The organism is Streptomyces sp. NPDC047117 (genome assembly GCF_040643545.1).
Classification (GTDB): Bacteria; Actinomycetota; Actinomycetes; order Streptomycetales; family Streptomycetaceae; genus Streptomyces.
Genome location: NZ_JBEYUN010000010.1, coordinates 203,933 through 226,270, shown reverse-complemented (window position 1 = coordinate 226,270; position 22,338 = coordinate 203,933). Strand labels below are relative to the sequence as shown.

The 22,338-nt window shown below is 70.3% G+C and carries 17 protein-coding genes; 10 read left to right on the top strand and 7 right to left on the bottom strand.

The window, feature by feature from the left end; translation table 11 throughout:
- Positions 1-188: 188 nt before the first annotated feature.
- On the top strand, positions 189-1,250 hold the full coding sequence (locus ABZ840_RS21340; protein WP_361561639.1) for a hypothetical protein: 1,062 nt from the start codon (positions 189-191) through the stop codon (positions 1,248-1,250).
- A gap of 78 nt (positions 1,251-1,328) precedes the next feature.
- On the opposite strand, the gene ABZ840_RS21335 is transcribed toward ABZ840_RS21340, so the two are convergent.
- Positions 1,329-1,541 carry a hypothetical protein gene (locus ABZ840_RS21335; protein WP_361561638.1) on the bottom strand — a complete coding sequence of 71 codons (213 nt, stop codon included), beginning with the start codon at positions 1,539-1,541 and terminating at the stop codon, positions 1,329-1,331.
- A gap of 294 nt (positions 1,542-1,835) precedes the next feature.
- Between ABZ840_RS21335 and ABZ840_RS21330 the strand changes: the two genes are divergently transcribed.
- Entirely contained in the window at positions 1,836-2,780 is a 945-nt protein-coding gene (locus ABZ840_RS21330) for an SMI1/KNR4 family protein (RefSeq protein WP_361561637.1), read from the top strand.
- Here ABZ840_RS21330 and ABZ840_RS21325 read toward each other — a convergent pair whose 3' ends face one another.
- The 5 genes from ABZ840_RS21325 to ABZ840_RS21305 all read right to left on the bottom strand — a co-directional run bounded on the left by ABZ840_RS21325 (position 2,781) and on the right by ABZ840_RS21305 (position 8,826).
- Positions 2,781-2,975 carry a formate dehydrogenase subunit delta gene (locus tag ABZ840_RS21325; protein ID WP_361561636.1) on the bottom strand — a complete coding sequence of 65 codons (195 nt, stop codon included), beginning with the start codon at positions 2,973-2,975 and terminating at the stop codon, positions 2,781-2,783. It lies immediately after the preceding gene.
- A gap of 36 nt (positions 2,976-3,011) precedes the next feature.
- Positions 3,012-5,834, bottom strand: a complete 2,823-nt coding sequence (gene fdhF, locus ABZ840_RS21320; protein ID WP_361561635.1) for a formate dehydrogenase subunit alpha — start codon at positions 5,832-5,834, stop codon at positions 3,012-3,014.
- Positions 5,831-7,444: an NADH-quinone oxidoreductase subunit NuoF gene (locus tag ABZ840_RS21315; RefSeq protein ID WP_361561634.1), complete on the bottom strand. Its 1,614-nt coding sequence runs from the start codon at positions 7,442-7,444 to the stop codon at positions 5,831-5,833. The genes fdhF and ABZ840_RS21315 overlap by 4 nt, the downstream gene beginning before the upstream one ends.
- Positions 7,441-7,923, bottom strand: coding sequence for a formate dehydrogenase subunit gamma (locus tag ABZ840_RS21310; protein WP_361561633.1), 483 nt, complete (start codon positions 7,921-7,923; stop codon positions 7,441-7,443). Before ABZ840_RS21310 ends, ABZ840_RS21315 begins: the two co-directional genes overlap by 4 nt.
- Before the next feature lie 162 nt (positions 7,924-8,085).
- The gene (locus ABZ840_RS21305; RefSeq protein ID WP_361561632.1) at positions 8,086-8,826 is read right to left on the bottom strand and encodes an acyl-CoA dehydrogenase family protein; all 741 of its coding nucleotides are present in this window, start codon (positions 8,824-8,826) and stop codon (positions 8,086-8,088) included.
- Positions 8,827-9,242: 416 nt separating this feature from the next.
- Here ABZ840_RS21305 and frc point away from each other — a divergent pair, with 416 nt between their 5' ends.
- The 7 genes from frc to ABZ840_RS21270 all read left to right on the top strand — a co-directional run bounded on the left by frc (position 9,243) and on the right by ABZ840_RS21270 (position 20,770).
- Positions 9,243-10,475, top strand: coding sequence for a formyl-CoA transferase (gene frc / locus ABZ840_RS21300; RefSeq protein WP_361561631.1), 1,233 nt, complete (start codon positions 9,243-9,245; stop codon positions 10,473-10,475).
- Positions 10,476-10,478: 3 nt separating this feature from the next.
- Positions 10,479-12,608 carry an acetate--CoA ligase family protein gene (locus tag ABZ840_RS21295; RefSeq protein ID WP_361561630.1) on the top strand — a complete coding sequence of 710 codons (2,130 nt, stop codon included), beginning with the start codon at positions 10,479-10,481 and terminating at the stop codon, positions 12,606-12,608.
- A 110-nt stretch (positions 12,609-12,718) separates the two neighbouring features.
- Positions 12,719-14,119: an OFA family MFS transporter gene (locus ABZ840_RS21290; RefSeq protein ID WP_361561629.1), complete on the top strand. Its 1,401-nt coding sequence runs from the start codon at positions 12,719-12,721 to the stop codon at positions 14,117-14,119.
- Positions 14,120-14,313: 194 nt separating this feature from the next.
- Complete coding sequence (gene oxc, locus ABZ840_RS21285) at positions 14,314-16,044, top strand: oxalyl-CoA decarboxylase (protein WP_361561628.1); 1,731 nt, start codon at positions 14,314-14,316, stop codon at positions 16,042-16,044.
- Positions 16,045-16,293: 249 nt separating this feature from the next.
- The gene (locus ABZ840_RS21280; protein WP_361561627.1) at positions 16,294-19,245 is read left to right on the top strand and encodes a TIR domain-containing protein; all 2,952 of its coding nucleotides are present in this window, start codon (positions 16,294-16,296) and stop codon (positions 19,243-19,245) included.
- The gene (locus tag ABZ840_RS21275) at positions 19,242-19,871 is read left to right on the top strand and encodes a hypothetical protein (protein WP_361561626.1); all 630 of its coding nucleotides are present in this window, start codon (positions 19,242-19,244) and stop codon (positions 19,869-19,871) included. The genes ABZ840_RS21280 and ABZ840_RS21275 overlap by 4 nt, the downstream gene beginning before the upstream one ends.
- Before the next feature lie 23 nt (positions 19,872-19,894).
- Positions 19,895-20,770, top strand: a complete 876-nt coding sequence (locus ABZ840_RS21270; protein WP_361561625.1) for a DUF4231 domain-containing protein — start codon at positions 19,895-19,897, stop codon at positions 20,768-20,770.
- Between the two features lie 20 nt (positions 20,771-20,790).
- On the opposite strand, the gene ABZ840_RS21265 is transcribed toward ABZ840_RS21270, so the two are convergent.
- Entirely contained in the window at positions 20,791-21,828 is a 1,038-nt protein-coding gene (locus tag ABZ840_RS21265; RefSeq protein WP_361561624.1) for a WYL domain-containing protein, read from the bottom strand.
- 92 nt (positions 21,829-21,920) lie between these two features.
- Here ABZ840_RS21265 and ABZ840_RS21260 point away from each other — a divergent pair, with 92 nt between their 5' ends.
- Positions 21,921-22,319 carry a VOC family protein gene (locus ABZ840_RS21260; RefSeq protein WP_361561623.1) on the top strand — a complete coding sequence of 133 codons (399 nt, stop codon included), beginning with the start codon at positions 21,921-21,923 and terminating at the stop codon, positions 22,317-22,319.
- The last annotated feature ends 19 nt before the right edge of the window (positions 22,320-22,338 follow it).

Sequence of the window (22,338 nt, the reverse complement as noted above, 5' to 3'; positions counted from 1 at the left end):
GACCCGCACTTGCGGTATCGGGGAGGTCTGCGGCCGTTCATGGGGTCCGGCGGTGTCAACCCCCGGCGGTCGGCCAGAAACCGGGCGGAACAAGCCCTGCCGATATTGTCCCGTTCATGACAAGGGCATGTGCGTGATCTCCTCGCGGCATGAGAACAGCCGGAAGCATCAGGATCACCGTCGCTGCCATGGCCGCCTCAGCTTTACTGGCTGCCCTCGGCAGCACCGCACAGGCCGCCGCGCCCGGTGCCGGCGAGGGCAGCCGCCTTCCCGGAGTACAGGTCGACCGTGAGACCGCGAAGCCCAGTACGGTGCGCGCCTACTGGACACCCGAGCGCAGAGCACAGGCCATGGCCCACCCCGCAGACGGGGGGACCGCCCACCCGCCCTCCGCGCGGCAGCAGAGAACCCCGACCGGCGGCGCCGACCTGCCCGACGTGTCCATGTCCGCCGGCCCGACGCTCCCGAAGGGCGCCAGGAGCGCGGACCAGAAGGCGCGGCCGGCCGCCGACGGCCCCGAGCTGTCCCGGTCGCTGCGCACGCCGTTCCCGCACCGGTGGCCGTGGCGGCAGACCGGACTCCTCCTGTTCCAGCAGGCCAACGGCAAGCCCGCACAGTGCACGGCGTCCGTCATCACGCACGAGAACCGCTCCACGCTGTGGACTGCCGCGCACTGCCTCTACGACAAGAAGAGCGGCGGCTGGACCAAGAACAGCATCTTCCTGCCCGGCTCCCAGGGCGGTGACGACCCGTACGGCGGGTGGCTGAAGGACTACTCCGTCGTCCCTCAGCAGTGGATCGACGAACCGGACTACCGCTACGCGGACATGGGCGCCATGGTCGTCAAGAAGGACGCGCAGCGCGGATACCTCCAGGACGAGGTCGGCGCTTACGGGTACGAGTTCCGCTCCAACTCCCCGGACAACGACATGGTCTTCTCCCTCGGCTACCCCGGCCGCGGCTACAACCGGCCGGACAGCGACTTCAGCGGCGAGGACCAGATGTACTGCGCCGGCGACACCGTGGACGCCTCCGAGTGGAACCCGTTGGACGAGCGGCTCCAGATGGACTGCGACATGGGCGGTGGCGCTTCCGGCGGCCCGATGGTCAAGAACCTGGTCAGCACGCCGCAGATCGTCGGCACCAACAGCCACCGCAACGTGGACTCGTCCGGCAACTACACGGACAACCACCTGTTCTCCTCCGAACACGGCGCACAGGCGGTCTCCGTGTACCAGTCCGTCGAGTAACCGCCTTCTCCGGCTCGGGGGACCGAAGCAGCCCGGAAAGTTGACATGGTCCGGGGAGTTCAAGCGGAAAGAGCGCCGCTACTTGAACTCCCTGGGCCCGTCGTTGCGCAGGATCTCCCGCAGTTCCTTCTCCGTCATCCAGGACTCCCGTTCGGCGTGCGTCGGCCGCTTCACCACGGCCCCGCCGCCGTCCCCGGGAGGACCGCGAAAACCGGCGAGGGCCGCGATCCCGGCGGACGCGGCCAAGGCTCCCGCGAGGAGCCGCCGCGTGCCCGGTTTCCAGTGGCGCATCGCATCTCCTGTGAGTCGGGTGTGTCCAGGATGCCGTCTCCCGGCGGTGCTCGTGAAGGGCCGGCCGTCAGCCCGGCGGCGTAACGACGAGTTCGGCCGGTTTCGGACGGGCGCGGATCGTGCGGGGCCCGAGGCGGGTGAGATCGCCGTGCCAGGTGGTGAAAAGCGCCGGGTCGAAGGGGACGTGGACGATCCGGGAGGTCAGGACGCCACCGCGGGGGATCTGCCGATCTGCCTATGGCAATCTGACCCAGCCACCGATGGGGTGCGGAATGGCTGAAGGGGGCCGACGCTATGGCGGTTGAGGTATCTGAGGACGTACGGGAGCAGTGCGCGCGGTCGGGGGCGGGTGTTGCGTACGCGCTGAAGGTGTTGTGCGGCCGGCTGGCGGAGGATCCGTTGCTGGGCACTCCGGGGTGGGAGCCGTCGATGTATGTGGTCCACGTCGACGGCGAGACTTTTGACGACTGTCCGGGGCTGGACGTGCACTACGCCTACGGGCTGCCGGAGCTGGACGAGGGCACGGTGCAGGTACGCAGGGTGGACGTGCTGACCAGCTTGCCTGCACGGACGGCAGAGCCCGAGCGCGCCGGTCGGACTGAGGGGCCGCTTGAGGATGCCGTGCAGGTGCGGCAGGTGACCGAAGCCTGGCGGCGGATCGAGATCTGGCTTCGCCGGCACGCCCCCACCACGCACGCCGCGCTCAAGCCCGGCGCGTCGGAGAGCGAGGTGGCCGCGCTGGAGGAGGCGATCGGTGTGCGGGTCCCGGTGTGGCTGCGGGCGCTGTGGCGGCTGTGTGCGGGAAGCCTCGATGTTCGCGGGGCAGGGCTGTTCCCGGATCACGGCTGGGCCTTGATGGACCTCGACGCGGTGGCGAGGTCGTACCAGGGGCACATGGACAGCCGGCGCCGGCAGGTGCGGCGGTTCGGCGAGGGTGAGGAAGAGGGGATGCCTCTGTGGAGGCCGTCCTGGTTTCCCTTCTGCTCGTGGAGCGTCACGGATCTGAGCTATGGCAGGTTCGTGGACGGCGAGACGGGCGAAACCGGGGGGTGGGACGAGACCGCCGTGCGCACGGTCGAGGACAAGTCGTTGACCATGTTCCTGGAGGAGACGGCCGACAGGCTGGAGTACCCGAAGCTGTTCCCGGGCTACCGGCCGGGGCTGATCGACGGCATGCTGGTGTGGGGCCCGCCGGACAGCCCGGACGAGAAGGCCTTGTGGGAGCCTTGGAACGGCTAATCATCCTTCCGTACACGCCAACAGGCCTACAGCTGCCATGACTTCGGGGGACAGTCCCGCCGCCCCCTCGGCGGCGAATCGGGACAGGCGGGTGCGCATGCGTGGGTCCCAGAATCTGCGGAGGTGGCTTGCGACGGCTTCTGCGGCCTGGTCGTCGGGGAGGTGCCGGAAGGCTCTGGCGATGTCGTTCGCCATCCGGCATTCCGGCGGTAGGGGCGCTGAGGTACTCATTCAGTCCCTCACCGCCAGTAGGTCGTCGTTCTCGACCGCCTCGGTGCTGGTACTCCCACGGGTATTGCCGACCGGCCCCACCTGTACCGCGGTCACCTTGTACTCCGGGCAGTTGGTTGCCCAGTCCGAGATTTCGGTGGTGACGACGTTGGCGCCGGTCACGGGGTGGTGGAAGGTGGTGTGGACGACGCCGGGCGGCATGCGGTCGGAGACGGACGCGCGCAGTGTGGTCTCACCGACGCGGCTGGTCAGCCGGACCGTGTCGCCGTCGTTGATGCCGCGTACCTCGGCGTCGTGCGGGTGTACCTCAAGGAGGTCCTCGGCGTGCCATGCCACGTTGCCGGTGCGTCGCGTCTGCGCGCCGACGTTGTACTGGCTGAGGATGCGGCCCGTTGTCAGGATGAGGGGGAAGCGTGCGGTGGTGCGTTCGTCCGTCGGTATGTAGGCGGTGACTACGAATCTGCCCTTGCCGCGGGTGAAACCGTCGACGTGCATGGTCGGTGTGCCTTCCGGCGCCTCGGTGTTGCACGGCCACTGGACGCTGCCGAGCTTGTCCAGCAGCTCGTAGGAGACGCCCTGGAAGGTGGGTGTGACCTGCGCGATCTCCGCCATGATCTGGCTGGGGTGGTCGTACGTCATGGGGTAGCCCATGGCGGTGGCGATGTCGCAGATGATCTGCCACTCGTGCTTGCCGGTCTTCGGTGGCATCACCGCACGTACCCGGTTGACCCGGCGTTCGGCATTGGTGAAGGTGCCGTCCTTCTCCAGGAAGGACGCGCCGGGCAGCAGGACGTGTGCGTACTTCGCGGTCTCGTTGAGGAACAGGTCCTGCACCACCACCAGCTCCATCGACGCGAGGGCGGCGGTGACGTGGTTGAGGTTCGGGTCGGACTGGGCGATGTCCTCGCCCTGGACGAACAGGCCCCGGAAGTCGCCGTCGAGGGCGGCGTCGAACATGTTGGGGATGCGCAGCCCGGGTTCGGGGAGCAGTTCGCGGCCCCACAGGTTCTCGAAGACGGTACGGACCGCGTCGTCGGCGACATGGCGATAGCCGGTGAACTCGTGCGGGAAGGAGCCCATGTCGCACGAGCCCTGTACGTTGTTCTGGCCGCGCATCGGGTTGACGCCCACGCCTTCGCGGCCGACGTTGCCGCAGGCCATGGCCAGGTTCGCCATTCCCATGACCATGGTGGAGCCCTGGCTGTGCTCGGTGACACCGAGGCCGTAGTAGATGGCGCCGTTGGGTGCCTGCGCGTACAACCGGGCGGCTGCGCGTAGTTCTGTCGCCGGGACGCCGGTGATGCGTTCGGTGGCTTCCGGGCTGTTGTCCGGGCGGGCGACGAACTCCGCCCATTCCTCGAAGCCTTCGCACCGTGCCGCGACGAAGGACTTGTCGGCCAGGCCCTCGGTGACCACCACGTGCGCGAGGGCGTTGATGACGGCGACGTTGGTACTGGGCTTGAGCTGGAGGTGGTGTGCGGCCTCGACGTGCGGTGAGCGCACCAGGTCGATGCGGCGCGGGTCGATGACGACGAGGCCCGCGCCCTCGCGCAGCCGGCGCTTCATCCGGGAGGCGAACACGGGATGCGCGTCCGTCGGGTTGGCTCCGATGACCATGATGACGTCGGCCTGGGCGACCGAGCGGAAGTCCTGCGTGCCGGCGGATTCGCCGAAGGTCTGCTTCAGCCCGTATCCGGTGGGGGAGTGGCAGACCCGTGCGCAGGTGTCGACGTTGTTGTTGCCGAAGGCGGCGCGCACCATCTTCTGGAGGACGTAGACCTCTTCGTTGGTGCAGCGCGAGGAGCTGATGGCGCCGATCGAGCCGGGACCGTGGCGCTGCTGGATGTCCCGCAGTTTGGTGGCGACGGTGGCGATGGCCTCGTCCCACTCGACCTCCCGCCACGGGTCGGTGGTCTTCTCGCGCACCATGGGCTTCAGGAGGCGGTCGGGATGGGTCGCGTAACCGAAGGCGAACCGGCCCTTCACGCAGGAGTGGCCCTCGTTCGCGCCGCCGTCCTTGTAGGGCACCATCCGTACCAGCTCGTCGCCGCGCAGCTCCGCCTTGAAGGAGCAGCCGACACCGCAGTACGCGCAGGTGGTGACCACCGAACGAGTCGGCATGCCGAGGTCGACGACGGACCGCTCCTGGAGCGTGGAGGTCGGGCAGGCCTGGACGCATGCGCCGCACGAGACGCAGTCGGAGTCCTGGAACAGCTCGCCGGACCCGGGGGAGACCTTGGAGTCGAAGCCGCGGCCCTCGATGGTCAGCGCGAAGGTGCCCTGCACCTCGCCACACGCCCGTACGCAGCGCGAGCAGACGATGCACTTGGACGGGTCGAAGTCGAAGTAGGGGTTGCTGCGGTCCTTCTCGGCGTCGAGGTGGTTCTCGCCCTCGTACCCGTATCTGACCTGGCGCAGCCCGACGACGCCTGCCATGTCCTGCAGCTCGCAGTCGCCGTTGGCCGGGCACGTGAGGCAGTCCAGTGGATGGTCGGAGAGGTACAGCTCCATGACGCCCCGGCGGAGCTTTTCCACCTTGGGTGTCTGGGTGCGCACCCGCATGCCCTCGGCGACCGGCGTGGTGCAGGAGGCCGGGGTGCCCTTGCGTCCGTCGATCTCGACGACGCACAGCCGACAGGAGCCGAACGCTTCGAGGCTGTCCGTGGCGCAGAGCTTGGGTACGTCGACGCCGGCCAGTGCTGCCGCGCGCAGGACGGAGGTGCCGTGCGGCACCGTCACGGCCAGGCCGTCCACCTCCACCGACACCGTTGCCTCCCCGGGACGTTCCGGGGTGCCGAAGTCGGGTTCCTTGAGCAGGCTCATGCCGTGCCCTCCATCCTGGCAGCGTTCGCCCGCGCGGGCTGTGTCGCTCCCCGGGAGCCGCGGGCGAGGAAGTCGTCGGAGAAATGGGTCATCGCGCTGCGCACCGGCATCGGTGTCAGCCCGCCCATGGCGCACAGTGAACCCTCGGTCATCGTCTCGCAGAGGTCTTCGAGGAGGGCGAGGTTGTCGTCGCGCCGCTCACCGGCCACGATCCGGTCGATCACCTCGACGCCGCGTACCGAACCGATCCGGCACGGGGTGCACTTGCCGCAGGACTCCGCGGCGCAGAACTCCATCGCGAAGCGGGCCTGGGCCGCCATGTCCACGGTGTCGTCGAAGACCACGATGCCGCCGTGGCCGACCATCGCGCCGGCCGCCGCGAACGCCTCGTAGTCCATGGGCAGGTCGAACATCGAGGTGGGCAGGTAGGCGCCCAGCGGGCCGCCGACCTGGGCCGTACGGACCGGGCGCCCGGACAGCGTGCCGCCGCCGTAGTCCTCGATCAGCTCGCGCAGGGTGACGCCGAAGGCGGTCTCCACGATGCCGCCGCGGGCGATGTTGCCGCCGAGCTGGAAGACCTGGGTGCCGCGCGAGCGTTCCACGCCGAGCTGCTGGTAGGCCTCGGCGCCGCGGTCGAGGATCACCGGCACGGTGGCGAGGGTGAGTACGTTGTTGACCACGGTCGGCTTGCCGAAGAGTCCTTGCAGGGCCGGGATGGGCGGCTTGGAGCGGACCACGCCCCGTTTGCCCTCCAGGCTCTCCAGCATGGAGGTCTCCTCGCCGCAGATGTACGCGCCGGCGCCGACCCGCACGTGCAGGTCGAAGGAGAGGTCCGAGCCGAGGATGCGGCCGCCGAGCCAGTTGTGCTCGCGGGCGATGTCGATCGCGGCGCGCATGGTGGCCACCGCGTCGGGATATTCCGAGCGGATGTAGAGGTAGCCCTCGCGTGCGCCGACCGCGTGCGCGGCGATCGTCATGCCCTCGATGAGGAGGAAGGGGTCGCCTTCCATGACCATGCGGTCGGCGAAGGTCCCGCTGTCGCCCTCGTCGGCGTTGCAGCAGATGAACTTCAGGTCGTCCGCGCAGTCCAGTACGGTCTTCCACTTGATGCCGGCCGGGAAGCCCGCGCCGCCCCGGCCGCGGAGGCCGGACTCGGTGACCGCGGCGACCACGTCGGCGGGCGGGAGTTCCAGTGCGTTGCGCAGCCCTTCGAGGCCGCCGTGCTGTACGTAGTCCTCGGGTGAGAGGGGATCGGTGACCCCGACTCTGGCGAAGGTGACCCGGGTCTGGCGGGTCAGCCAGGGCAGTTCGTCCACGACGCCGAGCCGGCGGGTGTGCTCGGCACCGTCGAGCATGCCCGCGGCGACGAGGTCCGCGACGTCCGCGGGGTCGATGGGCCCGTAGCCGATCCGGCCGTGCGGCGTCACCACTTCCACCAGCGGCTCCAGCCAGAGCATGCCGCGGGATCCGTTGCGTACCACCTCGACCGGCCGCCCCTGTTCGGTGGCGGCCCGGCGTATGGCCTCCGCGACCGCGTCGGCGCCGACGGATCTCGCCGCCGAGTCGCGGGGGACGTACACCGTCACGGGAGAGTCCGGTACGACCGTCATGAGGAGACCGCCTCGTCGAGGAGGGCGTGCAGACGGTCCGGGCTCATCCGGCCGTGCACCGTGCCGTCGATCTGGACGGAGGGGCCGAGGGCGCAGTTGCCGAGGCAGAAGACCTGCTCGAGGGTGACGGCCCCGTCCGCGGTCGTGTCGCCCGGTGGGATGCCGAGCCGTTCGCGGGTGCGGGCCATGAGTGCGTCGGCGTCGAGGGCCTGGCAGGCTTCGGCACGGCAGATGCGCACCGTCGTACGGCCGGTCGGCTCGCGCCGGAAGTCGTGGTAGAACGAGACCACTCCGTGCACGTCGGCGCGGGAGAGGTTGAGTTCCCGGGCGAGCTGCGCGATCGCCTCTTCCGGTATGTGACCGAGTTCGGCCTGGACGGCATGGAGTATTGCCAGGAGAGGGCCGCGCCGGCCTTGATGGGCGGCCACGATCGCGCTGACCGTGGCTTCCGTCGACCCGTCACGCACGCTTGTCGTCATGATCGAACCACCTCACCGTCGAGCGCGGGAGTCATGCCGTCGTTGGGTCAAGGCGGGCGCCCGGTAAGCCCGTTGGCCCCGTACCACCTGCCTGGCGGCAGCGTATACACGTAGACTGTATACGGTCTACCGTCTGTGCCCTTCCGGTTGTCCCGTCGGCGGTCACGGCATCGGCAGCCTCTCTCCGGCAGTCGAGGTGACAGGCGTCGCGGCCAGCCACGGCAGGACGGAGCCCAGTACGAGGTCGAGCCCACCGCCGTTCGGCCCGAGCATCGCGCCCGCCGGGACCAGGACGGGATCGGCGCAGACCGTGGAGGTCGCGCTGCCGCGCGGGCCCTCGCCGTCCGGCCGGGCCGGCACGAACAGGCCCGCGGCGTCCGCCGGTACGAGCCAGAGCGTCATCCCGTCGCGCCCGTCGACGGGCCGGGAGGACCAGAGGTAGCTGTCCGCCTCCGCCGCCCCGACCACGTCGCGCTTGCGCGCGCCGAGCGCCACGACCTCTCCGGTGCGGGTCGCCGTCGAGCGCGTCCCGGGAGCCGGACCCCCTGTCGCGCTCTCGCCGGCCTCCGTCAGCGCCAGTGTGCTCAGGTGCTCTCCGGCGGCGATCCTCCGGCGCAGCCAGGGGCTGCCGTAGGCGTCGATGACGGCGACGGCCGCGTAGTGGGAGCGCAGTACGGCCCCGGTGGCCGGGCAGACGCGGGAGATCTCCCGCACCACCTCGGCGGCCTCGGCCGGGCCCCGGCCCCCGCCGCCGGCTTCGGCGGAGACGGTGAGTCCCAGGAGGCCGGCCCGGCCCAGCGCGCGCACCGCGGCGCGGGGGAACCTTCCGTGCCTGCCGGTCTGTTCGGCGCAGGGTTCGATGACGCTGGTCATGACGTGGGAGAGGCCGGTGCGGTACGACATGGGGCGCCCCCTGGAGTGTTGGCGGAGTGGTCCGCGACGGCTGTCGGGCACGGCTCGGAAGGTGACCGCGGGGTCGCGTCCGCCATGCTGATTGCATACAGTATTCCTTCGGTGTTCGGCTGCGAACCCTTTCGCGACAGTGCGATCTGATGTGGCATCACCGGACGCGGCGCCCCCTCGCGTCTCACCTGGAACTTCCTGCGCGGCCCTGGACACCCACGCATTGCATACAGTATTCGTTTCTCTGGGCCCCGCAGTCGTACGGCCAGTCGGCCCGCACGCCGGGCAGCCACGGCGAGGAGGTTCGTTGCGCTCTTCCCTCCGGTCGCACAGGCCGCCATCCCGAACATCCGGTGCGCTCCGCACGCCTGTGTCCCGGAACCACGGACCCACCACGGACAAGTGAGGTGACCACAGTGACGACCAAGGCACTCGACGGCGTACGTGTCCTCGACATGACGCACGTACAGTCAGGCCCCTCCGCCACGCAGTTGCTGGCCTGGTTCGGCGCCGACGTGATCAAGGTGGAGGCGACGAGCGGCGACATCACCCGCAAGCAGCTGCGGGACGTCCCGGACGTCGACTCGCTCTACTTCACGATGTTGAACTGCAACAAGCGCAGCATCACCCTCAACACCAAGACCGACCGCGGCAAGGAGCTGCTCACCGAGCTGATCCGGCGCAGCGACGTGATGGTGGAGAACTTCGGGCCGGGCGCGGTCGACCGGATGGGGTTCACCTGGGACCGCATCAAGCAGATCAACCCGCGGCTGGTCTTCGCCTCCATCAAGGGCTTCGGCGAGGGCCCGTACACCTCCTACAAGGCGTACGAGGTCGTCGCCCAGGCGATGGGCGGCTCCATGTCCACGACCGGATTCGAGGACGGCCCGCCCACGGCCACCGGCGCGCAGATCGGCGACTCGGGCACCGGCGTGCATCTGGTGACCGGCATCCTCGCGGCGCTGCTCCAGCGCGAGAGGACCGGGCGCGGGCAGCGGGTGACGGTGGCCATGCAGCACTCGGTGCTGAACCTGTGCCGCGTGAAGCTCCGCGACCACCAGCGGCTGGCCCACGGCCCGTTGAACGAGTACCCGAACGACGACTTCGGCGACGAGGTGCCGCGCTCCGGCAACGCCTCCGGTGGCGGACAGCCCGGCTGGGCCGTGAAGTGCGCGCCCGGCGGCCCCAACGACTACGTCTACGTGATCGTGCAGCCGGTCGGCTGGGAGCCGCTCGCGAAGCTCATCGGCCGGCCCGAGCTGGCCGAGGACCCGGACTGGAACACCCCGGAGGCGCGGCTGCCGAAGCTGGACAAGATGTTCCAGCTGATCGAGGAGTGGTCGGCCACGCTGCCCAAGTGGGAGGTGCTGGGGGCGCTCAACGCCCACAACATCCCGTGCGGCCCGATCCTCTCCACGAAGGAAATCATCGAGGACGAGTCACTGGCCGCCAACGGCATGATCGTCCAGGTCGAGCACCCCGAGCGCGGCACCTTCACCACCGTCGGCTCGCCCATGAAGCTCTCCGACTCCCCGGTGGAGATCACCTCTTCGCCGCTGCTCGGCGAGCACAACGAAGAGGTGTACGGGAGCGAACTCGGGCTTTCCGAAGAGGAACTGGCGCTGCTCAAGGCGAACGGAGTGATCTGACCCATGTCGTTCGACACGAAGGCCGTGCGCGAGGTACTGGACGCGGCCCGGGCGGAGGGGCGTACGGCCCTGACGGCCCCCGAAGGCAAGCGGATCACCGACGCGTACGCCATCCCGACACCTGCCGAGGAGCTGGCGACGACCGCCGACGAGGCGGTGGCCCTGGCGGACCGCATCGGCTTCCCGGTCGCCATGAAGATCGTCTCCCCGCAGATCCTGCACAAGACGGACGCGGGCGGGGTACGGATCGGCGTGGCCTCGGTGGCGGAGGTGCGCACCGCGTTCACCGAGATCGTCGCCAACGCGAAGGCGTACGACCCGGAAGCAGGCATCACCGGCGTGCAGGTGCAGCAGATGGTGCCGACCGGGCAGGAAGTGCTGGTCGGTGCCGTCACCGACCCCACCTTCGGCAAGGTGGTGGCCTTCGGGCTCGGCGGTGTGCTGGTGGAGGTGCTCAAGGACATCACCTTCCGCCTCGCCCCGGCCGGCCACGACGACGCCCTGTCGATGCTCGACTCGATCAAGGCGGCGGACGTACTGAACGGCGTGCGCGGCGGGAAGGCCGTGGACCGGGAGGCGCTCGCCGGACTCATCGTCAAGGTCTCCCGGCTCGCCGCCGACTTCCCCGAGATCGCCGAGGTGGACCTCAACCCGGTGTTCGCGACGGAGGACGGGGTGATCGCCGCCGACGTACGCATCCTGCTCAGTGACGGGCAGCCCGCCGAGCGGCGCCGCTACCCGCGCGAGGAGATCCTCGGGGCGATGCGGCGGCTGATGGAGCCGCGGTCCGTCACCGTCATCGGTGCCTCGAACGAGCAGGGAAAGATCGGCAACTCGGTGATGCGCAACCTCATCGACGGCGGTTTCCCCGGCGAGATCCACCCGGTGAACCCCAAGGCCGACGACATCCTGGGCCGCAAGGCGTACAAGTCCGTGACGGACGTGCCGGGCGACGTCGACGTGGCGGTGTTCGCCATCCCGGCGAAGTTCGTGCCGTCGGCTCTTGAGGAGGTGGGCCGCAAGGGCATTCCCAACGCCGTGCTCATCCCCTCCGGCTTCGCGGAGACCGGCGAGCACGCGCTCCAGCAGCGGATCGTGGAGATCGCCGAGGAGCACGGGGTACGCCTGCTGGGTCCGAACATCTACGGCTACTACTCGCCGTGGCAGGACCTGTGCGCGACCTTCTGCACACCGTACGACGTGAAGGGCGGGGTCGCCCTCACCTCGCAGTCCGGCGGCATCGGCATGGCGATCCTGGGCTTCGCGCGCACCACGAAGACCGGCGTCTCGGCCATCGTCGGCCTCGGCAACAAGTCCGACGTGGACGAGGACGACCTGCTGACCTACTTCGGCGAGGACCCCCATACCCAGTGCATCGCCATGCACCTGGAGGACCTCAAGGACGGCCGGGCTTTCGTCGAGGCGGCCCGCGCCACCGTGCCGAAGAAGCCCGTCGTGGTGCTCAAGGCCGGGCGGACCAGCGCGGGAGCGAAGGCGGCCGGTTCGCACACGGGCGCACTCGCCGGGGACGACGCCGTCTACGACGACGTGCTGCGCCAGGCGGGCGTGATCCGCGCGCCCGGACTGAACGAGATGCTGGACTACGCCCGGGCGCTGCCCGTCATGCCCGCGCCGAAGGGCGCCAACGTCGTCATCATCACCGGTGCCGGCGGCTCCGGCGTGCTGCTCTCGGACGCCATCGTCGACAACGGGCTGTCGCTGATGGAGATCCCGCCGGACCTCGACGAGGCGTTCCGCGGCTTCATCCCGCCCTTCGGTGCCGCCGGCAACCCGATCGACATCACCGGGGGCGAGCCGCCCGCCACCTACGAAGCGACCATCCGGCTCGGCCTGGAGGACCCCCGCATCCACGCGCTCGTGCTGGGCTACTGGCACACGATCGTGACCCCGCCGATGGTCTTCGCCGAGCTGACGGCGAAGGCCGTGGCCGAGGCGCGGGAGAAGGGGATCGAGAAGCCGGTGGTGGCGTCGCTCGCGGGCGACGTCGAGGTCGAGGAGGCCTGCCAGTACCTCTTCGAGCACGGTGTCGTCGCCTACCCCTACACCACGGAGAAGCCGGTGGCGGCGCTGGGCGCGAAGTACCGCTGGGCACGCGCGGCAGGACTGCTCTAGGACGCCGGGTCCGTACGCGGACGCAGCGGCTGCCGCAACAGCCGTGTGGAGGAAGGAAGGGGTGAGACAGGAGGCGCAGTTCGGGTTCTTCTCGATGCCAAGGGGACAACATGACCTCAGAACGGCAGCAAGTCCCCGGTGGGCCGACGACGGCGTACCGGGAAGTCACGGACAGCAGAGGACGCGTATACCGACTGGGCGAGACGGACCGGGACATCCTCGGTCACTCGCGCAAGCTGATGGTCTACCTTCCGTGGATCGCGATGATGGCCATCAGCGTGTCGGAGTACGCCTACGGATCGGCGGAGGACACACTCGGGCACGCCCACGGCTGGAGCCAGACGGACACCTTCTGGATCCTCAGCATCTGGGTCTTCTCCCAGGCGGGCATCGCCTTCCCGGCCGGCTGGCTGCGGGAGCGGGGCATCCTCACCGCCAGGGGTGCCATGTACATCGGCGCGGTGCTGAACCTCATCAGCTTCGCGAGCCTGTCGCACATGGACAACGTGTGGCTCGCCATCCTCGGCTTCGGTGTGGTGGGCGGCATCGGCTCCGGTCTGGTGTACGCCACGTGCATCAACATGGTGGGCAAGTGGTTCCCGGAACGGCGCGGAGCGAAGACGGGGTTCGTGAACGGCGGCTTCGCCTATGGCGCGCTGCCCTTCATCTTCATCTTCAACTACGCCTTCGACACCAGCAATTACAACGAGGTGCTGGACCTCATCGGCGTGTACGTGCTGGTGATCGTGGCCGTCTGCGCCTACTTCTTCAAGGACCCGCCGAAGAACTGGTGGCCGAGCCACGTCGACCCGCTGACGTACGCCAGCGCGCCGAAGAACACCCGCAGCCTCCAGAAGAACCCGCCGGCGGTGCGGCAGTACACGCCCAAGGAAGCCATGAAGACCGGCCGGCTCCCGCTGATGTGGTTCAGCCTGGTGATGTGCGGCGGTGTGTCGATCTTCGGCATCTCCTTCCAGGTCGCCTTCGCCAAGGACGTCGGCTTCGGGCCGCTGGTGGCCGCGTCCTCCATGGGCGTCATGTCCGTCGTCAACGGCGTCGGGCGGGCGATCACGGGCTGGCTGTCGGACATGCTGGGCCGCAAGCAGACCCTGGTGTACATCATCGTGATCCTGGGCCTGGCCCAGTTCGGGGTGATCTGGGCCGGCAAGACGCACAACGAGTGGCTGTTCCTGGCCTTCGCCTTCCTCTCCGGATTCGGCGGCGGCGCGTTCTTCCCGATGTTCGCGGCCCTCACGCCGGACTACTTCGGTGAGAACTACAACGCCACCAACTACGGCATCGTCTACAGCGGCAAGCTGGTCAGCGGCCTCTTCGGCGGCGGCATGGGCGCCATGGTGGTCGAGGACTGGGGCTATTACGGCGCCTACGCCCTCGCCGGTGTGATCTCCATGGCGTCGGCCCTGGTCGCCCTCACGCTGAGCCAGCCGGGCCGGCCCCGAGCACGGGGCATCACACCCAACCCGCAGCCCATCAGCCGCGAGGCGGTCTGACGGCCGCGAGGCCGCCCTACGGGCACGGCCGGCGGAACGATCGACGGATGTGCGTGCAGTGCGCCCCGTGCCGCACGCACACCCGCCGGGGTGCGGCCGGGACCGATCGCATAGCCGAGTGCCCGCGAGTTCCATGACGTACTGACGTACTGAGGTACGACCCAGAGCGCAACCGTCCAGGGAGGATCCTGACCATGACCGACGCAACCATCCCGGAAACGGCGAACGGGGGTGCCGATGACGCCCCGGCCACCCTCACCGACGGAATCCACCTGGTCGTCGACGCGCTCAAACTCAACGGGGTGCAGAACCTCTACGGTGTGGTCGGCATCCCGATCACCGACCTGGCGCGCCTCGCCCAGCGCGAAGGACTCCGCTACATCGGCTTCCGGCACGAGAGCGACGCCGGGCACGCCGCGGCCGCGGCCGGATTCCTGACGAAGAGGCCGGGCATCTGCCTGACGGTGTCCGCTCCGGGATTCCTCAACGGCCTCGTGGCGCTCGCCAACGCCACCACGAACTGCTTCCCGATGGTCCAGATCTCCGGGTCCAGCGAACGGCACCTGGTCGACCTCCAGCGGGGCGACTACGAGGAGATGGACCAGCTGGCGGCGGCCAGGCCCTTCGCCAAGGCGGCGTACCGCGTCCACCGCGCCGAGGACATCGGCCGCGGCATCGCCCGCGCCCTCCGCACCGCGGTCTCCGGCCGTCCCGGCGGCGTCTACCTCGACATCCCCGCCGCCGTCCTGGGCGAGGTCATCGACGCCGAGAAGGGCGCGGCCTCGCTGTGGGCCCCCGTCGATCCCGCACCGCGCCAGCTGCCCGAACCCGAAGCCGTCGACCGCGCGATCGACCTGCTCGCCAACGCCGAACGGCCGCTGGTCGTGCTGGGCAAGGGGGCCGCGTACGCGCAGGCGGACGCGCAGATCCGCGAGTTCGTCGAGGCCACCGGAGTGCCCTACCTGCCGATGTCGATGGCCAAGGGCCTGCTGCCCGACGACCACCCGCAGTCGGCGGCCACCGCCCGGTCCCTCGCCCTGCGCCGCGCCGACGTGGTGATGCTCGTCGGCGCGCGGCTCAACTGGCTCCTCGGACACGGCGAGGCGCCCCAGTGGAGTCCGGACGCCAAGTTCGTCCAGGTCGACATCGCCGCCGCCGAGATGGACAGCAACCAGCCCATCGCGGCGCCCCTCGTCGGTGACGTGGGCTCGGTCATGGAGGCGCTCACCGAGCGGAGCAAGCCCGGCCGGATCGCGGTACCGGGCCAGTGGCGGGAGGAACTCGCCGCCCGCACGGAACAGAACGTCGCCAAGATGGCGAAGCGCCTCGAAGCCGCCAGGACCGCGAGCCCCATGAAGTTCATGGGCGCGCTGCAGGCGATCCGCGACGTACTGGCGGAGAACCCGCGTACCTACCTCGTCAACGAAGGGGCCAACACACTCGACCTCGCCCGCAGCGCCATCGGCATGTCGTCCCCGCGCCGCCGGCTGGACAGCGGTACCTGGGGCGTCATGGGCATCGGCATGGGCTACGCGATCGCGGCCGCCGTCGAGACCGGCGAACCGGTCGTCGCCCTCGAAGGCGACAGCGCCTTCGGATTCAGCGGCATGGAAGTGGAGACCATCTGCCGCTACCACCTGCCCATCGTCACGCTCGTCTTCAACAACAGCGGCGTCTACCGGGGCGACGGCGCCTCACCGACCGACGACCCGGCGCCGACCGCCCTCAAGGCCCGCCACGACGTGATGATCGAGGCCTTCGGCGGCAAGGGGTACCGGGCGACGACGCCCGCCGAGGTCGCCGCCGCGCTGCGCGAGGCCCTGGCAGCGCGTACCCCGGCACTCATCGACTGCATGATCGACCCTTCGGACGGCACGGAAAGCGGCCGGATCGCCCACCTCAACCCGAAGGGCATCGGCGGCTGAACCACCTCGGGCCGTCCGGCTCCGCTCCTGCACCGATAGGGGCGGAGCCGGACGGCGCGCTGCCGGAGCCCAGCCCACGGAAATCCCGCACCGCACGGCCCTCTTCCCCCTCCCGCCCCGCTCTGCCAATCTGTGTCGTCAGCATCGAAGTGATTGGACGCGTACAGCGGCTTCCGGGAGTCTGGCACCGTGGTGAGGGTCCCTCGTTTCCTGGCCGCACGCCGATTATCCGGCGGCGGGCTCCCCACCGTGCCCCAGGGGCCGGAGGAGCAGTTCGCGTACGACGCCTTCCTCTCGTACAGCAGGGCCGCCGACGGTGAAGTGGCCCGCGGCCTCCAGCACGGTCTGCACGCCTTCGCCAAACCGTGGTACCGGCTGCGCGCCCTGCGGGTCTTCCGCGACGAGGGCAGCCTGGCCGCGAGCTCCCAGCTGTGGAGTTCCCTCCGGGAAGCGATCGACGCGTCCCGCTTCTTCGTCCTCCTGGCCTGCGAGCAGTCGGCCCGGGCGCCCTGGGTCGAGCAGGAGGTCGAGTACTGGTGCACCCACCGGGGCGTCGACAACCTCGTGATCGTCCTCACCGACCCGCCCCCCGATGGCAGCCGTCAGCCACCCGGTATGGCCTGGGACACGGCCCTGGGCGATTTTGACTGGCGGCGCACGACCGCACTGCCGAGATGCCTGTCGGGCCGCTTCCGGGAGGAGCCCAACGCGGTGCTCCTGGGGTGGGCCCGCACCAGGCCCGAACTGTCGCTGCGCGACCCGGAGTTTCGCACAGCGGTGGCCACCCTGGCGGCCCCCCTGCGCGGCATCGCCAAGGACAGACTGATCGGTGAGGACATCCGCCAGCACCGCAGGTCGCGGCGCCACGTCCTGCTGACGACCGCCGTCCTGGCCGCCCTCGCGGTCATCGCCGCACTCGCCGCCGTGACCGCGGTGCAGCAGCGGAACACGGCCCGGGAGCAGACGGCGCTCGCCGAAGTCCGCCAGTACGCGGCGCAGTCCCGCAACGCCACCGACCCGTACGCGGCTCTTGGCTACGCCATCGCGGCAGAACAGCGCGTCACCCCGCCTCTCCCCGAGGCCCGTGCGGCGTTCGCGGCTGCGGTACGCGGGCTCGACTCCTGGAAGGCGCGGCTGGTCGGTGAGGTTCCGGCGCAGGATTTCTTCGACGCCTCGGTGCGATGGTCCCCGGACGGCTCGCGGATCTGGGTGGCCGACACGACCCAAGGAGTGGCCGGCTGGAACGTGCGGGAGGGCAGGAAGGCCGTTCTGTACCGGAAGCCCGCCGAGCTCAAATTCGACCGGCTGCGGCTCAACTCGGTCCAGTGGAGCGGGAACGGCCGGTCGTTGCTGCTGTCCCGCAGGGAATCCACGTACGGCCCGCCCGCCTACGCCGTGCGCGACAGCGCCTCCGGCAAGGTCACCGCGGGGCCGTACGCGCTGCCGGACGACAACGCCATCGTCACCGCCATGGAGTTCTCCCGGGAGGGGGACACGCTCGCCGTGGCCAGGGGGCGGGACGGCGTCAGCCTGTGGAGTGTCGGGACCGGCCGACCGCTCGTGAAGGATCCGCTGCCCCGGTCGCGGTCGTCGGAGAGGATCTACGGTCTGTCCTGGTCGCCCGACGGCAGGTTCCTGTGCTCCCTCGCCTTCGAGTCGATCAAGGTCTGGGACGTACGACGGGGCAGGCTGCTGTGGACCGCGCGGGCGGGGCGCGAGTTCATGAAGCCGTCCTGGTCCCCGGACGGCCGCCGTATCGCCGTCGGGAGCAGGGACGGGCGCATCACCTGGCGGGACGGGCGTACGGGGAAGGTCACGGCTTCTTCGTCCGACCGGCTCGGCGGCGGGGTCAGTGAGATCAGCTGGTCGCCCGATGGCACTCGGGTGGCCGCGGCCGACTTCGCCGGCACCCTCCGGCTGTGGGATCCGGACACCGGTGAACCGGTCGGCCCGGCACTCGGCCGGGACAGCAGCCGCTCGCTCACCGGCGGACTCGCCTGGTCTCCCGACGGCCGTTTCCTGGCGGGCACGTTCGTCAGCGACGCGTCGGACGGCCAGAACGGACCGGCGAAGCCCGTCATGCGCGTGTGGGAGGTCGCACCTCCGCCGCCGCCCGAGGCCCGTTTGTCCGGACCCACCGAGACCATCAGCTCCGTGGCCTGGTCGTCGGACGGCCGTCACATCGCCGGCGGCAGTGGCGACGGCACCGTGTGGGCCTGGGATCCCCGTACGGGTAAACCCGTCCTCGACAGTCCGCAGCGGCGGCGCCGGGCGGGCGACGACGTCACGGCCGTCGCATGGGATCCGAAGGGGCGTCACCTGCTGAGGGCGGGGCAGGACGGCCTGCTGCCACGTACGCTGCCCGGCGGTGCGGCCACCGGCGCGCACTGGTGGGGCAGTGGGGGTGCCACCGCCGCTGCCTGGTCCCCGGACGGGACGCGCGTCGCCTCCGGGACGCGCGACGGTACGGTCCGGATCTGGCACGCCACCACCGGAAAGCCCGTGCGCCGTCAGCCGCGGGACGCCACCGGCGGGGCGGAACAACACGGTCGGGGGGCGCGCTCCGTGGCCTGGTCCCCGGACAGCCGACACGTGGCCGCCGTGCTGCCCGACGGCTCCCTGCACCTCTGGGACGCCGCGAGCGGGCAGCCCTGGGGTGCTGCCCCGAAGGAGTCCTCGCACCTGGGGCGCAGCATGGCCTGGTCGCCGGACGGCAAGCTGATCGCCGTCGGTGGCGTGGACGGCACGATCCGGCTGTGGGACGGCGAGACCGGCACACCGCTGCCGGACGTGCTCAGGTCCGGAGACAGCTCCGTCGAGGCGCTGGCCTGGTCCCCGGACTCCACGCGGCTGGCCGCAGGCGACGGCGCGGGGACCATCCGCTGGTGGGAACCGCGCCGGGACGCGCCGCCACAGCTCAGGGAGAAGGCGCACGACGGACGCGTCACGGCCCTGAGCTGGTCCCCGGACGGAAACCGGCTGGTCAGCGGCGGTGCGGACGGGGCGGTGCGACTGTGGCAGGGCAGCACCGAACGGCACCTGTGCCGCCTGGTCGGCAAGGCACTGCACCGCACACGGAACACCCCCGAACTGACCGGTGCCACCGGCGTCGCCGCACAGATCTGCGCCGACCCCTCGCGCATCCGCGACCAACCGGTCCTCCCGCTCCAGCCGCACTCGACCGAGGAGAGCAGACGATGACGCGCTCCGTCCCCAGTGCCCGGCGGCCCCTGGGCCGTTCACTCCTGCTGTGCCTGTCCGTTCTGCTGGCGCTCCTCGCGACCCTGCTCGTCGCCGGCTGCGGGGGTCCGGAGGCGGGCGACAACGCGAAGGGCAAGGACCACTCCCGCACCACAGAGGCCACCGGCGAGAAGGCGCCACCGGGCGAGCCCGGCTCGCCCGAAGCGACGCCACTGGCGGACACGGACTGGGCCACCGTGATCGACGACATCGACTGCACCGGCGCGGGCAACGAAGGGGTCGAGATTCTGGACACCCGGTTTGCCGACGTACGTGGTACGGGAGTGCCCGACGCCTTCGTCTGGTTCACCTGCCGCCACCAGGCCTCCACCTATCCCCAGCAGCTGGAGGTGTACGACGGCTCGTCGTCTCCGGACGCCCCGCGGCGTATCGGGGTGCTTCTCAGCGCCGCGGAGAAGGCGAACGGCCCTGGACCGAGGGTTGGCGGCGTCTCCTTCTCCGGGAAGTCCGTGACGCTCAACCTCGCCGCCTACACTCCTGACGACCCTTTCTGCTGCCCTTCGTTGCGGGTCGAGCGCACCTTCACCTGGAACGGCAAGAGCTTCGAGCGGAAGCCGGGTAAGTAGGACGGGACATCGAACGGGGGACCATGCCTGTATACGAGGACTTTCCGGCGCTCTTCAGGGCCGCCGACGTCAACTCCCTTCGGGGGCAACGGCGTTACCTGCTGGCGACCAAGTGCCAGCTGGGAGCGCTGATCGCCGCGGCCGCACTGGGCGTGTTCAGCTGGCAGGTCAACGGCGCGGACGTCGCAGCGGCCGGATCGGTGGTGGCGTTCTGCGCGGCCGTGGTCACCGAGGTGTATCTGCTCAAGGAACGCCCGGACCGCATCTGGTACGAGGGGCGCGCGGTCGCCGAGTCGGCCAAGACGCTCACCTGGCGCTATATGGTCGGCGGCAGCCCGATGGGCACCGAGGAGACCGAGGACGAAACCGCCGCCGAGTTGCTGCTGACCCGGTTCGCCGAGATCGAGGCCGATGTCGAGGCCGCCTGGCTCGTCCCCGACGGGGGCACACCGGAGCAGGTCACCACCGGGATGACGCGGGTGCGCCGGCTGCCCCTGGAGGAACGCCGGGCGATCTACCTGCACGAACGCATCGAGGGCCAGCGTGAGTGGTACGGCTCCAAATCGCGGTGGAACGAGCGCAGAAGCACGGTGTGGGCGCTCACGCTCACGGTCCTCGAACTGCTCGGGGTCTGCGCGGGCGTCGCGAAGGTGACGGGCGTCATCGACGTGGACCTGCTCGGCGTGTGCGCGGCGCTCGCCGCGGGCGGCACCGCGTGGGTGCAGACCAAGCAGCACAAGACCCTCGCCGTCGCGTACGCCGTCGCTCGGCACGAGTTGGCGACGATCGCCTTCCGCGCCCAACGCCCGGAGACCGAGGCGGAATGGGCGACCTTCGTGGCCAACGCGGAGGACGCCATCTCGCGCGAGCACACTCTGTGGCGCGCTTCCCACATGTGAGCCGCCAACGTGTCCCCCGCTCAGCCTTGGCGGGCGCGGTGTGCGAGGCGGTCGGCGAAAGCGAGGACGAGGTCGCGGAGTTCGCTGGGGCGCTCGATGACGAAGGGCAGGTCGAGAGCGGCGAGTACCGGCGGCAACCAGTCGAGCCGCTCCGCCCGAATCTCGACGCGCAGCCAGGGCTCGGGCGTCCCGCCCTCGCCCGCCGCGGCCTCCAGTTCCTCGCCCGCCGCGGGAGCCAGCTCCTCGCCGGACGCGGCCTCCAGCTCCTCCAGGGTCGCGACACCGGCGGGCAGGCGGGTGCGGATCTGCTCGGTCGTGCCCTGGATCCGCAGGGTCACCTCGTGCCGGTAGTCGGCCGTGGCGAAGCCTGACAGTACGCGCTGGGCCGGGCCCGGCCCGTCCGGCACTTCGAACGATCCGGGCAGGGTCCGCGCGTCCGCGATGCGATCGAGGCGGAAGGTCCGGTTCTCGCCGATCCCGGCGTCCCTGCCCGTGACGTACCACCGGCCCGCGTGGGCGACGATCCCGTACGCGTGCAGCGTGCGCTCGCTGGGGCGGTCCGTACGGTCGGTGTACCGGATCGCGACCGGCCGGCAGTGGCGCACCGCGTCGGCGACGGTCAGCAGGATCTCGGCGTTCGGATTGTCGAACTCACCGGGCCGGTCCGTGAAGGCGACGGACTCCAGCAGCGCGTCGAGCCGGTGGGCGACGTGCCGGGGCAGTACGCGCCGGATCTTGGCCGCGGCCGTCTCGCTCGCCGTGTGCTCCGTGGTCGTCAGCCCCGTCCGCCGGCCGGCTTCCAGGCCGAGGAGCACGGCCAGCGCCTCGTCGTCGCCGAGCATGAGCGGCGGCAGGCGGTAACCGGGGGCGAGCCGGTACCCGCCGTAGCGGCCGCGCACCGACTCCACGGGTACGTCGAGGTCGAGCAGGTGGTCCACGTACCGCCGCACGGTGCGTCCGTCGACGCCGAGCCGGTCGGCGAGTTCGGCCATGGTGCGGGTGCCGCCCGACTGCAGGAGCTCCAGGAGTGTCAGTACGCGGCCGGTGGGTCGGGGCATGTGCCCAGCGTACGGCGAATACTGGACCGATTCTGTCCACTATTTCTCCTAGCCTGCGGAGCGCACGACTTCAGCACTGCCGAGGAGAACCCATGAACTTCGTCTCGATCCGCATCATCACCGGCGACGTCGCGCGCCTCGTCGAGTTCTACGAGCGCGCCACGGGGGTGGCGGCGACCTGGGCCACCGAGGAGTTCGCCGAAATCGGGACCCCGCACGCCACCCTCGCGATCGCCGGCGCGCGCACCGTCGACCTGTTCGCGCCGGGTTCCGCCCGCCCGGCGGCCAACCACAGCGTGATCATCGAGTTCCTCGTCGACGACGTGGACCGTGTGCACCGGAACCTGACCGGCTTCGTCACCGACTTCGTCAACGAGCCCACCACGATGCCCTGGGGCAACCGGGCGCTGCTGTTCCGCGACCCGGACGGCAATCTCGTCAACTTCTTCACCCCGGTCACGCCTGCGGCCATCGCGAAGTTCGCGCGCTGACACGCCGCGTCGCGGTCCC

Coding starts and splice junctions, on each gene's coding strand:
- ABZ840_RS21265 (WP_361561624.1), bottom strand. CDS start 21,828: ATGCCCCGACCCACCGGCCGCGTACTGACACTCCTGGAGCTCCTGCAG.
- ABZ840_RS21335 (WP_361561638.1), bottom strand. CDS start 1,541: ATGCGCCACTGGAAACCGGGCACGCGGCGGCTCCTCGCGGGAGCCTTG.
- ABZ840_RS21310 (WP_361561633.1), bottom strand. CDS start 7,923: ATGACGACAAGCGTGCGTGACGGGTCGACGGAAGCCACGGTCAGCGCG.
- ABZ840_RS21260 (WP_361561623.1), top strand. CDS start 21,921: ATGAACTTCGTCTCGATCCGCATCATCACCGGCGACGTCGCGCGCCTC.
- fdhF (WP_361561635.1), bottom strand. CDS start 5,834: ATGAGCCTGCTCAAGGAACCCGACTTCGGCACCCCGGAACGTCCCGGG.
- ABZ840_RS21270 (WP_361561625.1), top strand. CDS start 19,895: ATGCCTGTATACGAGGACTTTCCGGCGCTCTTCAGGGCCGCCGACGTC.
- ABZ840_RS21275 (WP_361561626.1), top strand. CDS start 19,242: ATGACGCGCTCCGTCCCCAGTGCCCGGCGGCCCCTGGGCCGTTCACTC.
- ABZ840_RS21305 (WP_361561632.1), bottom strand. CDS start 8,826: ATGTCGTACCGCACCGGCCTCTCCCACGTCATGACCAGCGTCATCGAA.
- ABZ840_RS21325 (WP_361561636.1), bottom strand. CDS start 2,975: ATGGCGAACGACATCGCCAGAGCCTTCCGGCACCTCCCCGACGACCAG.
- ABZ840_RS21340 (WP_361561639.1), top strand. CDS start 189: ATGGCCGCCTCAGCTTTACTGGCTGCCCTCGGCAGCACCGCACAGGCC.
- oxc (WP_361561628.1), top strand. CDS start 14,314: ATGACCGACGCAACCATCCCGGAAACGGCGAACGGGGGTGCCGATGAC.
- ABZ840_RS21290 (WP_361561629.1), top strand. CDS start 12,719: ATGACCTCAGAACGGCAGCAAGTCCCCGGTGGGCCGACGACGGCGTAC.
- ABZ840_RS21295 (WP_361561630.1), top strand. CDS start 10,479: ATGTCGTTCGACACGAAGGCCGTGCGCGAGGTACTGGACGCGGCCCGG.
- ABZ840_RS21330 (WP_361561637.1), top strand. CDS start 1,836: ATGGCGGTTGAGGTATCTGAGGACGTACGGGAGCAGTGCGCGCGGTCG.
- ABZ840_RS21315 (WP_361561634.1), bottom strand. CDS start 7,444: ATGACGGTCGTACCGGACTCTCCCGTGACGGTGTACGTCCCCCGCGAC.